The organism is Coriobacterium glomerans PW2 (assembly GCF_000195315.1).
GTDB lineage: Bacteria > Actinomycetota > Coriobacteriia > Coriobacteriales > Coriobacteriaceae > Coriobacterium > Coriobacterium glomerans.
Genome location: NC_015389.1, coordinates 341173 through 353428, shown reverse-complemented (window position 1 = coordinate 353428; position 12256 = coordinate 341173). Strand labels below are relative to the sequence as shown.

At 62.0% G+C, this 12256-nt stretch carries 10 protein-coding genes; 7 read left to right on the top strand and 3 right to left on the bottom strand.

All coding sequences use genetic code 11. The features are described 5' to 3' along the window. Positions 1 to 70: 70 nt before the first annotated feature. Positions 71 to 676: an SOS response-associated peptidase gene (locus CORGL_RS01570; protein WP_013708169.1), complete on the bottom strand. Its 606-nt coding sequence runs from the start codon at positions 674 to 676 to the stop codon at positions 71 to 73. Positions 677 to 819: 143 nt separating this feature from the next. Between CORGL_RS01570 and CORGL_RS01565 the strand changes: the two genes are divergently transcribed. From CORGL_RS01565 to CORGL_RS01550, 4 genes are all read left to right on the top strand, one after another. Continuing rightward, a complete protein-coding gene (locus tag CORGL_RS01565; protein WP_013708168.1) occupies positions 820 to 2832 on the top strand; it encodes a glycoside hydrolase family 2 protein in 2013 nt (670 codons plus the stop codon). A 518-nt stretch (positions 2833 to 3350) separates the two neighbouring features. After that, on the top strand, positions 3351 to 3728 hold the full coding sequence (locus CORGL_RS01560) for a GntR family transcriptional regulator (RefSeq protein WP_013708167.1): 378 nt from the start codon (positions 3351 to 3353) through the stop codon (positions 3726 to 3728). Positions 3729 to 3730: 2 nt separating this feature from the next. Continuing rightward, positions 3731 to 4675, top strand: coding sequence for an ABC transporter ATP-binding protein (locus tag CORGL_RS01555; protein WP_013708166.1), 945 nt, complete (start codon positions 3731 to 3733; stop codon positions 4673 to 4675). 20 nt (positions 4676 to 4695) lie between these two features. Then, positions 4696 to 5382, top strand: coding sequence for an ABC-2 transporter permease (locus CORGL_RS01550; RefSeq protein WP_172633509.1), 687 nt, complete (start codon positions 4696 to 4698; stop codon positions 5380 to 5382). A gap of 448 nt (positions 5383 to 5830) precedes the next feature. Here CORGL_RS01550 and CORGL_RS01540 read toward each other — a convergent pair whose 3' ends face one another. After that, positions 5831 to 7465, bottom strand: coding sequence for an ABC transporter ATP-binding protein (locus CORGL_RS01540; RefSeq protein WP_013708164.1), 1635 nt, complete (start codon positions 7463 to 7465; stop codon positions 5831 to 5833). 462 nt (positions 7466 to 7927) lie between these two features. On the opposite strand from CORGL_RS01540, the gene CORGL_RS01535 reads away from it, so the two are divergent. The 3 genes from CORGL_RS01535 to CORGL_RS01525 are packed head-to-tail and all read left to right on the top strand — an operon-like array spanning position 7928 to position 11268. After that, positions 7928 to 9202: an L-cysteine desulfidase family protein gene (locus tag CORGL_RS01535; protein WP_013708163.1), complete on the top strand. Its 1275-nt coding sequence runs from the start codon at positions 7928 to 7930 to the stop codon at positions 9200 to 9202. 24 nt (positions 9203 to 9226) lie between these two features. After that, positions 9227 to 9973: a gamma-glutamyl-gamma-aminobutyrate hydrolase family protein gene (locus CORGL_RS01530; protein ID WP_013708162.1), complete on the top strand. Its 747-nt coding sequence runs from the start codon at positions 9227 to 9229 to the stop codon at positions 9971 to 9973. Further along, positions 9970 to 11268 carry an APC family permease gene (locus tag CORGL_RS01525; RefSeq protein WP_013708161.1) on the top strand — a complete coding sequence of 433 codons (1299 nt, stop codon included), beginning with the start codon at positions 9970 to 9972 and terminating at the stop codon, positions 11266 to 11268. Before CORGL_RS01530 ends, CORGL_RS01525 begins: the two co-directional genes overlap by 4 nt. A gap of 461 nt (positions 11269 to 11729) precedes the next feature. Here the strand turns inward: CORGL_RS01525 and CORGL_RS09545 are convergent, their stop codons facing one another. Then, positions 11730 to 12221, bottom strand: coding sequence for a zinc ribbon domain-containing protein (locus CORGL_RS09545; protein ID WP_013708160.1), 492 nt, complete (start codon positions 12219 to 12221; stop codon positions 11730 to 11732). Positions 12222 to 12256: the final 35 nt, after the last annotated feature.

The window sequence follows — 12256 nt, the reverse complement described above, 5'->3', positions numbered from 1 at the left end:
GCGTGGGCCTCTGAGAACGCGAGCCTGCGCGAGGCATGCGCAGGATCGATTTCAACTCGGCGAGAGAGCGCTACACCACGCGCGTGGGCTCGAGTGCGAAGCCGTCTCTGTCGAACACCCGCTCATACGAGCTGCCGCTCCACAGATCGAGCTCGTCTTGGTGGAGCACCACCGGCATCCGGTTGTGGATCTGCTCGACGCACGCGTTCGGCTGGGTCGTCATCATCGAGAAATGGCCGTCCTCGTAGATGCCGGCGATGAACAGCAGAGGTCCGAGCGGCGAGGTGAACAGGAACTTCTGCTTGATCGGCCGTCCGGTTCGCTCGCTTGTGGTCCTCTCAGATTTATGCGGCTCGTAAAAACCAAGCGTGGGAATGATGCAGCGTCGATGCTCAAGTGAGTCGCGCCACATGTTGCGCCCCTGCGGGCTCATGGCGGTGTCGGCTCGCGTGTTGAAGATGGGCACCTTCAGCCACGGACGCTCGTAGCCCCAGATCATCTCGCGCAGCACGAAATCACCCTCTAACGGGACCACCACCGAAGCGACCGACTTCGGATAGGCGCTACGATTGCGAGCCGGCCGCGCGGGAAGCTCTCCGACGGCGCGCCGAGCGCGAACGCTCTCGAGGACGTACTCGAGATCCTCATCGGGGATCATCTTGAACTCGCTGCACATGAGCTGCCCCCTGTCTTCTCGCTCACCTCCGAGCTCTGTGGGACACATACCCATCTTAGGGCTTCACACGACCTGGGCTGCGCGCGCGGATCGCACGAGAGGCGGCGATCTATTTCGCTGTCCGCTGCAGGGTGCAGGCGACTATGATGAAGGGTAGACGGTCGGGACGCTTCTTCCCCAGGAAAGTCGGTGACATGATGCTCGATATCAAGCGGGTGCTCGGCAGCGCGAAGAGCCATGTGCGCGAAGAGCTCTCAGCACTCGCGACGCCGTGGAGAGAATCGATCGACCCGGACCACGTACTGAGCGAGCATCCGCGGCCGCAGCTCATGCGCGACAACTATACCATGCTCAACGGCCTGTGGGACTACGCGATCGTACCGCTCGAACAAGATGGGCCGTTGCGGAAAACGGCTGCGTGCGAGAGCGATGAGATCCTTGCCGCTATGCGCCAAAGGTCCGTACCTCGTGATTTCGACGGACAGATCCTCGTGCCCTTCTCACCGGAGGCACCGCTGTCCGGTGTGGGCAGAACCCTCGCTCCTGACGAGCTGCTCTGGTATCGCCGGCGCATCGAGCTGCCGGCACTCGAGGGCGACCGGAGGCTGCTCGTGCATTTCGGAGCTGTGGACTGGGCATGCGCGGTGTTCGTCGATGGCGCGCTCGCAGGGACCCATAGCGGCGGCTATCTGCCGTTCGACATCGACATCACGCCGTTCGCCAACATATGCGTTGCATCCGAGGCTGAGCTCGCCGTGTGCGCATATGACCCCACCGACGCGGGCACCCAGCTGCGCGGCAAACAGCGGCTGAAACCGGGCGGCATCTGGTATACGCCTCAGAGCGGCATCTGGCGCAGCGTATGGACCGAGGTGGTGCCCGCTGCCTACGTCTCGTCGCTGACGCTCGACGGCGACGCGCAAGGGCATCTCTCGATCGCAGCAGAGATCGCCGATCCGGCCGGGCTTGTGCGCGGATCGGCCGTGCTCGAGCTGGCGGTGAGCGATCCGAGCAGAGGTGCCGCGGACGGCCGCCCCGCCGAGAAGATCCACGTGAAGCGATACGCTTCGGGCCGCGCGCGGGCGACCGGAAGGATCCGTCTCGAGCAGCCCCACCTCTGGTCGCCGGACGATCCTCACCTCTACCGCGTCGAAGCCACGCTGCAGCTTGGAGCGAATGCGGGATCGCTCGATACCGTGAGCAGCTACTGCGCGTTTCGCAGCGTCGGCGTGGCACCTGACGACTCCGGCGTCGCGCGCTTCTTCCTCAACGGATCCCCCCTCTTCCTCAAAGGCGTGCTCGATCAGGGGTACTGGTCCGATGGGCTTATGACCGCGCCCGCAGACGAGGCGCTCGTCCACGACATCGTCGAAATGAAGCGAGCCGGCTTCAACATGCTGCGCAAGCACATCAAGATCGAATCCGCGCGCTGGTATTGGCATTGCGACCGTCTCGGCATGCTCGTGTGGCAAGACGCCGTCTCGGGCGGCGGCCCCTACAGCCTGTGGCACACGAGCCGCAAGCCGACGCTGCTCAAAGCGTCTTGGGGAGCGTTTCGCGATGACACGCCTCGGCACCGGCGCGCCCTCGCCGCCGACGATGAGGGTTATAGCCGCGAATGGATCGAGACCTGCGCATCGATGGTGCACCTGCTCGCCGGCCATCCGTCGATCGTGACCTGGGTGCTGTTCAACGAGGGATGGGGACAGTTCGATGCGCTCGAAGCCGCCGAACGCGTGCACCGCATCGATCCCTCGCGACCGATTGACGCCGTGAGCGGCTGGTACGATCAGCGCTGCGGTGACTATCTGAGCCATCACAACTACTTCCGTCCGCTCACCGTCGATCACCGCCACGGCGCGCTGCGCGGCTATGCTGCCGGCCGAGGGTGCCGGGCGTTCATCATCTCGGAGTTCGGCGGCCTCGCCCAGCAAACCCCCGATCACATGGCCTCGCCGCACGCCTACGGCTACGGAAGCTTCCCCACCGCCGCGCAGTGGAGAGACGCCGTGCGTCGCACGCTCGCCGAGGCGGCGGCACTCGAGCCCAAGGGGCTCGCCGGGTTCGTCTACACGCAGCTCTCCGATGTGGAGGAGGAGCTCAACGGCATCCTCACCTACGATCGCCGCGTCAACAAGCTGGACGACGAGCTATAACGAACTTCTCTCATTCGGTTCGGATTCAAGGTGTTGGGTGGGCCGCACGCGCCTGCATCGGTACTGAGCGAACGGTACCGGCACGGTCGCGAACATCAATCTGATATCGGCTCCCGCGGCATGAAGCCAGATCCCAGACGAGCGCCGTGCGCGCGAACGTACGCGTTCCGGGCCGTTCCCAGCATTCAGCACGCGAGAATGACCGTAGGACGCTGGCGGTTGCACGGAACGCAGATGCGGCGGCAGCAGAGCGATGATTCAGCAGCGACGCCGCCGGCGCCGAGCCGGCATCTCAGCCATCGCGCTGATCACGGTGGGCGCCGCAGTCCGAAGTTTCCTCTTGCCAAATGTACATCGATGTATATACTGTACTTGTCTGCTATAGACACTTTGCTCGAAGCAGGACGCCTGCGAACGATCCGCGCGCTCGGGCCGCAGGCTGGATCGCACTGAAGGATGGCGACGCGATAGGGTGACGGGGACGTCCGCCCGACGCTTACGAAGGGAAACAAAGACTGGTGGACATCATTATCTCCAACTCGAGCGCAAAGCCCATCTATGAGCAGATCTCCACCCAGATCAAAGAGCTGATCCTGACCGGCGGGCTATCCGAGGGCGAGCGGCTCCCGAGCATCCGCGCGCTGGCAAGCGATCTGCGCGTGAGCGTGATCACCACGCAGCGCGCCTACGAGGATCTGGAGGGACAGGGATTCATCGACACGGTGCAGGGCAAGGGCAGCTATGTGGCCGGCGGGAACGCCGAGATCATCCGGGAGGAGCGGTTGCGCGAGGTCGAGGCGCTGCTCGGCCAGGCAATCGCCAAGGCGCGCTCAACCGGACTGGCCGATGACAGACTGCATGACATGCTCACGCTGTTGCAGGAAAGCGAGGACTGATCATGAACGGAAGCGACATGCACACGGCCGAGCGTGAAACGGGAGCGACGATCGGCTCCGCGCCGCTGATAGAGGCGCACGGTCTCACCAAGCACTATGACAGCTTCAGCCTGCGAGGCATCGATCTCACGGTGAGACCCAACGAGATCGTAGGGCTCATCGGCAAGAACGGCGCGGGCAAGACGACGACTATCAAGGCTCTGCTCGGTCTGATCTTCGCCGATGGCGGTGAGGCGAGCGTTTTGGGTGCTGCGCCACGGGACCTGTCGGACGGTGCGCGCTCATCGCTCAAAGAGCGCGTCGGCGTGGTGTTCGATACCGTCAGTGTGCCGGATCATCTGAGCGTCGCCGAGGTGGGCCGTATCATGGCGAACGCCTTCGATCGCTGGGACCGCGCTCGATTCATCGACTATCTCAAACGGTTCGAGCTCGAACCGGACAAGAGGGTAAAGGAGCTCTCCCGCGGCATGAGCATGAAGCTCAGCCTCGCCTGCGCGCTGTCGCATGACCCCGATCTGCTCATCTTGGATGAGGCGACCGCGGGTCTCGATCCGCTGGCTCGCGATGACGTTCTCGATCTGCTGCTCAGCTTCGTGACCGAGCCGGGACACGCCGTCCTCATGTCCTCTCATATCACGTCAGATCTCGACAAGATCGCCGACACGGTGGTATGCATCGATGCAGGACGCATCGTCTTCTGCCTGCCGAAAGATGACATCACCGATCGCGCGGGCATCGCTCGATGCCGCGAGGTCGACTTGGACGCGATCAGAGCCTCGGGCGCCATCGCGACCGGGGAGCTGCGATGCCTGCGGCATGCGCGCGATGTCGATGTGCTCGTGCCCGATCGGTTCGCGTTCATGCGCCAGCTGCCGGACATCCCCTGCGACCGCATGACGGTCGACGATTACATGGCACTCATGCTGAAAGGTGGCGACTGCTCATGAAACGCATGTTCCTCTGCGAGATGACACTCTGTAGAAGCTCGTTGAAATCACTGATCTGGTCGGGCGTGTTCACCATGGTCCTATGGATCATCCTGTTTCGCTCGCTGGTCGTCTCCGTCTCGGCGGTCGCGTTCGTCTTTCTCGTCACGATCATCTCGTCCGCCGCGACCAATGATGAAAAGACGGGCTGGAGCGCATATCGCATGACGCTGCCGGTATCCCGTCGCGACGTGGTGCTGGGGCGCTACGCGGCCCTGCTGCTCATGAGCTTGCTGCTGGCTCTGGTCCCGAGCGCGCTTGCCGCGCTGATCGCGGTGGTCTCCTCGACGATACCTTTGCCCGGGCCCCTTGCCGACGTCCTGTCGCTCGACAAGAATCCCCTCATCGCCCTGTTCGCGGTGGGCGGTGTCTGCTTCGCCTTCGGCACGGTCACCATCAGCGTCAGCCTGCCGGCGTTCTTCAAGTTCGGTCTCTCCAAAGCCGCGATGCTGTTACCGGTCGCGATGATTCTTGTGTTGGCCACCCCGTTTCTGATCGTCAGCGTCGCTGGCGGCGAGGCCATGGATGCGCTGAGCGGCGCACTCGCGTTCGTCATGACGCCGGACGGGGCCAAGCTGGCGATCGCCGGCGCTGCGGCTTTCGTGATCATCCTGCTCGCCATGAGCGCACTGGTGTCGATCCGCGTCTACGAGCGACGCGAGCTGTAGCGCGCCATGCTTTCATCGCAGCGCAAAAGGAATCCGAGGCAAGCTACTCGGACAGGGTGCAAACGCGTGCTACGCCGCGCTCTTTAGCGCGAGTTGAATAAGCGGCGGCGTTCGATGGGCCAGATACAGCGGTATGTTGAGCAGTCCGTCGCGCCATGAAATATTGCGCAGGGAGAAGCGCAATCGCAGCGGGGTTTGAGACGCATGGCGCCTCGCCAAAATAGCTCAGACTCGGCGAATCAACGATCGAGCCGGATTTGACCTCGATCGGGATGATGTCGCGTTCCATGAGACTTCGATTCTTCCGAAGATGTGATATTCATCACATAACACCACGGGTGAAATGTGATAGACCTCACATTTTCGGAAGTCCCTCGAGCGGAGCGATCGTATCGTCGCATGCCCGGCTCCAAGGTGCGCGGATACCGGACCCCCGATCAATCGCTCCTCAGATCCGGATCCGTCGCCTCAGGAACTCCAGTCCCTCGGTCTGGTGCGAGATGACGATGAGCATCCCGTTGAACTGACCTCGTTCAAGACAGCCGACCACAAGATCGCGCGCCTCCGCGTCGACATTGGCCACCGGCTCATCAAGCAGCATGACGTCGCTGTCGGAAAGCAGTGCGCGGACCAGCGCTATGACCTGGGCCTGCCCTCCGGACACGCTCGATGAGCTCTGCGTGATCTCGGTGTCAAGCCCGTCTGCCAGTCGTGAGAAGAAGCGCTCCATGCCGAGTCGGGAGATGAGCGCCTCGACATCGGAGCGCGTCTTGCCCTGCTGTCCGAGCAATATGTTGTCAAGCACCGTACCATGGAAAAGAAAGATGCTCTGAGAGACCACGGCGATCCTTCTTCTGAGATCCGCCGAGCGCAGATTGCAGGAGTCCTCGCCGTTGATCGTGATGCGCCCGGAGGTCGGTCGGTAGAGCGCGAGCAGCAGCTTCAGGATCGTCGTCTTGCCCGAGCCATTCGCACCCTGCAGCAGCACCCGCTCGCCGGCGTCGATCGAGAAGCTGACGCCACCGAGCACCAGCGGCAGCTCATCACCGTAGCGGAAGCTCACATCCTCGAAGTCGAGGCGACGGATCGGCTCTGTGAGCTCGTGGGCGCCGGGCCCGTCCTCTGCCGCCATATCGAGTAGCTCGTAGAGGCGTTCGGTGCCCAAGCACACCGGCTTCAGAAACGTGATCAGCGTGCTTATGCTCGTCGTGCTCGAGAACACCTGGGTGCTGTACTGGGAAAAGGTCAGAAACAGACCGACGGTGAACTGTCCGTGCAAGATCAGCAGACCAGCGACGAACAGGATCAGCAGAGAGGTCGCGTTGTTCACGAGCAAGATGTTGCCCATGAACACGACGCCCATCCTGCCCAGCTTTACACCGCTTTCCACCAGCCGGGCGATCTTCTCGGCGAACAGCTTCAAATGAGGTGCCTTGCCGTTCAGGATCTTGATGTCCTCGATGCCGTTCACGATCTCGAAACAGGCCGCATTGAGCGTCGCGGTCGACTCCATGTTCTCCTTGGCACCGGCCGCCAGAGCACGGCCCGAGGAGCGCGACGTGAGCAGGACCACGGGCGCGAGCCCCACGACGACGAGCGCGAGCATCCAATTGAGCACGAACATGGTGACGATCGCCATCGTCGCCTGCACGACGGTGAAAAAGGTGCTGATGACGCTCGGCGTGAACAGCGTTCCGATCGAAGAGCACTCCTGAATCCTTGCCTGCACGTAACCCTTCTCGACGCCCGACAGATAGCTCATCGGCAGATCCATCACCTTGCTCATGACCGCCGTACGCATATCGTTGACCACGAGATTGTTGATGCGCACAAAGGCGGTCTGCGTCGCAATGGAAACGGCATAGCCCACGATGTAGAGCCCCGCGATGACAGCGAGGTAGACCAGAAGCTGCTCCAGACTCCTGCTTCCGAGAAAGACCCGGTCGGTCACCTGACCGATGAGCAGCGGACCCGGCAGCGCGAGCAGCGATCCCGCCAGAAGACCGAGGCAGCCCAAGGCGAAACGCCCCCGATACGGCCGCACGAACGGCATGAGTCTGAGTAAGCTGCGCCATTTCCCCACGATGACCTCCTCTGCCGCGCGCGCGATGGCGCGCAGAGCGCTATGAGCGATACATGATGCCTCAGCGGCTCGGATGCCATCCGTCGCGGGTCTCGGATCATCCGCACCCAGATTGTAATGCGCGCAGCGCAGGCCGGTGCTGATCTTGAGACATTCTTATTCTGGCAAGACTGCCATAACCACTGGGTGTTCGCGTTTAGATACAGCGTCGCGTCGATCGCGTCCTGCGCGTTCTCGTTCTTGGCGCTGTGCGTTGGTCGCCTTGTTCGCTGCCGCGGATGTCATAACAGAGCGACGCCATGGCACCATCGGCGGCATGCGCGCCCACCGGCGACTCGCGCGTCCTCTGGTTTTACCCCCCCCCGATCCGAAACCATGCAGCATGTTCATATGCGGAACCCGCTGATGTACTACCATGATCATCACGGTGCCATGTGCGCCGACGCATCGAGGGGACTTCAAATGGACCAGAAACTGTACGACGACTACGTTCACCTGCTCAATCGAGAACTTGTCCTGGCGCTGGGATGCACCGAGCCGATCGCGCTGGCCTATGCGGCCGCCACGTGCCGTGAGACGCTGGGTTCGTTTCCCACCGTCGTCGAGGCGCGGTGCAGCGGCAACATCATCAAGAACGCCAAGGGGGTGGTCGTCCCCAATTCCGGCGGCATGAAGGGCATCGAAGCGGCCGTCGTCCTCGGCATCGTCGGCGGCGATGCGAAAGCCGGCCTCGAGGTGCTTCAGGGCGTGGGCGACAAGGATCGTAAACGGGCGAGGGAGCTGATCGACGCCGGCCTGTGCACCTGCTCGCTTGCAGCGGACGTGCCGAACCTGTTCGTCGAGATTCGCGCGAGCGGCGCGGGCCACACCGCGACCGTGCACGTCGAATACGAGCACACCAATATCACGCTGATAACGCGCGATGGCGACACGATGTTCGAAGATGCGGCCAGCCATCTGAGAAGCCAGGCCGACAAGTCCTCGCTGAGCATTCGCGATATCGTTGCCTTCGCCGAGCAGGTCCGGCTGGATGATGTGCGCGACGTGCTCGAGCGCCAGATACGGTGCAACCTCGCGATCTCGAAAGAGGGCTTGCGCAGACCATGGGGAGCGGGAATCGGATGTTTGGCTCATGAGCGGGGCGATGACGTGCGCTCACGGGCCATCGCGCAGGCTGCCGCCGGCTCCGACGCGCGCATGAGCGGTTGCTCGCTTCCGGTTGTTGTGAACTGCGGCTCGGGCAACCAGGGGATGACCTGCTCGTTGCCGGTCATCGAGTATGCGCAGGCGACCGGGTCGACCCACGACGCCCTGCTGCGGGCGCTGTGCGTCTCAAATCTGATCGCGCAGGACCAGAAGCGCTACATCGGGGCCCTGTCCGCATACTGCGGCGTCGTGTGCGCCGCAGCGGGCGCCGGAGCGGCGATCACCTATCTGGCGGGCGGAAGCTGCCAGCGCATCGAGGACACCGTCGTCAACACCATCGCCAACATCGGGGGCATGGTCTGCGACGGTGCGAAGCCGAGCTGCGCCGCGAAGATCTACACAGCGCTCGAGGCGGCTTTTCTCGGCCATGAGATGGCCATGCGCGGATCGCGCTTCGAAGCCGGTGACGGCCTCGTCATGGAATCGGCAGAGGAGACGGTCCGGGCCCTTGGTCATGTTGGTAAAGAGGGCATGCGACAGACTGACACCGAGATTCTCAAGCTCATGCTCGGCAAGCACAGCCAGAGCTGACACGGAACGGGAGAGGAACCGGATATGAACAGGAAACCGAAGATCGGCATCGCCGCCAACATCTTGATCGTGGAAGCCCCACCGCTGCCCGGCATGCAGCGGGTGTACGTGAACCGAGACTACATCGCAAGCCTGGAGATCGCCGGCTGCATCCCGGTCATGCTGCCGGTCATCACCGATGTCCGAGACGTCGCCGTCCAGATCGAGGGGCTGGACGGCATCGTATTATCCGGCGGATGGGACATCGATCCGCTGCTCTACGGCGAGCAACCCCTTGAGCGGCAGGGATTCTCCATCAGCGAGGTCGATCGCTTCTCGGTCGCTGCGGTTCGTGCAGCCGTCGCCGCAAAGATCCCGGTGCTCGGGATCTGCAAGGGCATGCAGGTGATCAACATCGCCTTCGGCGGCACGCTCTACCAGGATATCGCCACCCAGCGCGACGAGTCCATTCGCCATGTGCAACAGGGCCCCTGCTACGACCCGACGCACCATGTCAACCTCGAGCGCGGCTCGTTTCTCGCCGACGTGCTGGGCGAGCGTACCGTGGTGAACTCGATCCATCACCAGAGCGTGAAGGACCTCGCTGCCGGCTTTGCCGTGTCCGCGCGAGCCGATGACGGCGTGATCGAGGGCATCGAGCATGAAGACGGTTGCTTCATCTGCGGCGTTCAATGGCATCCTGAGATGATGACCGAGCACGGCGACACGGCCATGCTTCGGCTGTTTCAGGCGTTCGCGGAGAAGTGCGAGCGGCGAGAGGAGCTCTCATGAGCCACGGCGGAAAATTCGGTCTTGCGAGCATCATCTTGCTCGGCATCAACGCTATCATCGGCTCAGGGATCTTTCTGCTGCCGGGTCAGGCTTTCGCGCTCGCCGGAACGAGCAGCCTGTTCGTCTTCGTGTTCATCACGCTGCTGGCTGGTTCTCTGGCGCTGTGCTTCGCCGAGGCTGCGGGGCTGTTCCGCTCGAACGGCGCGGCCTACATCTACGCCAAGCAGGCCTTCGGCAATTTTGCGGGCTTCGAGGTTGGATTCATGAAGTACATCGTGCAGCTCATCGCCTGGGCCGCGATGGCGGTCGCGTTCGTCACGGCCCTTGAGGCGGTCTTTCCGGCGGTGCACGCGGGTCCTGTGCGGGCGGCGATACTCATCGGGATGATCCTGGCGCTGAGTCTGGTCAACTACCTTGGAATCGATGTCGCGAAGCACGTGAACAACATCGCGACGATCGGCAAGCTCGCGCCGATCGTCATCTTCATCGGCGTGGGGATCTTCTGCATCAAAGGCGGCAACTTCCAGCCGATCGTGCCCGAGGGCTTTACCGTCAACTCGTTTGCCGAGGCGGCCATCCTCATCTTCTACGCATTCACCGGCTTCGAGGCCATGGCGAGCGCCTCAGAGGAGATGGACAACCCGAAGCGGAATCTGCCGATCGCCATCGCGACGGCGATCGGGTGCGTCTCGCTCATCTACATCCTGCTGCAGTTCGTGTGCATCGGTATCCTCGGCGGGGCGCTCGGCTCGACATCAACCCCTGTCGTCGACGCGATGGCGACCTTTCTGGGAGAGGGCGGCGGCATTCTCGTCACCGTCGGAACCGTGATCTCGATTCTGGGCATCAACGCCGCGAGTTCGATCTTCGTGCCGCGCGGCTGTCTGGCTCTCGGGGAGCGCGGCATGCTGCCGCCGATCGTGAAGAAGATGAGCCGGCGAAACACGCCGGTCATCGCGATCGCGATCTCGGCGGCGCTCGTGATACCGCTCGCGCTTTCCGGAACGTTCACCCAGCTCGCGGCTATCAGCGTCATCTCGCGGTTCACGCAGTACATTCCCACCTGTCTGTCCGTCATCGTGTTTCGCCGGCGAGGGATGAAGTCCACGTTCAGGCTGCCCCTCGGTTACGCGATACCGGTGGCCGCCGTCGTCGTGAGCGGGTGGCTGCTGATCAACTCCGACATCGTGAAGCTCGCCGCAGGGCTCGGCGCCATGGTGATCATCGCGCCGATCTATCTGCTCATCCGCCGCTACAACGAGCGGCACGGATACGAGTTCACCGATGCGGAGTAGGTGAAGTGGTTCGCGAGCCGTGAGTTCACGGGCTGCAGCCTCCGTTTATCAGCGATCTAATGCGTTTTCGAAATCAACGGGTATCTCGTCCGTGCGCGATATCTTTCAAACTGACGCTCGAACTCTTGGCTGAAAGCCTTCGCAATGAGGATGACGATCAGCCGGGCTGTACCGATACCAGTACAGTTTCGGCACCGAGAACCACTGCCCTATGATGTACCGATCCAGATCACAAGCTGAGAGGCGAGTAGGAGACGATGGCCCACCGGATGATCTGGTATTCGATTTGGTCAGCAAACTAGCTCGAATCATCCATAGCTTCGACTTCTTGCTCTGCCAGCCGAATTGTCTGCAGCTATAAACATCCCTCCGTGGGTTCGCCGCATGAGATACAATCAGTGCAGGTCGGTGCAATGACCGTGTGACGCCACCAATGTCTGGAACTGCGATTTTTGCGGATTTTACCTAACAAGTCCCGACATCGCTGTGCATGAACCGATTATCATCAGGAGAAAAATAATATCTATGAATGAAATGACAGTGCCCGCGATAGCAAGGCCCCTAGGAATTTTGAAAATACCGATCACCGAAAGCACTGCTCCCAAGAGCCATAGCACCCACCCGATTACCGGGATCCACGACAAAAAGAGAGCGATCAGGGAGAGCACGAAACCAGCCGTGCCGAGACTATTTGTTGTTGCTGCCGCAGACGTCTGAACATTGATAGTAGTCTGTGGGCCCTGTGGATAGTTTTGATATTGCCCCTGTTGAGTTGCCTGACCGTAGCACGTAGGCGCAGCTGCCTGATCGACGGTTACCCTTGTGGCGCTAGCTGCCGGTTGAACTTGGTCAGGCTGTTGTTGTCCTGTGTCGTCTCCATTCATTTGAGCACCGCAGTGCGCGCAAAACCGGACATCGTCTTGATTTTGCGCTCCGCATGCTTTACAGATCATAATGTCTCTCCTAAACGTATACGACTTGGCCGATC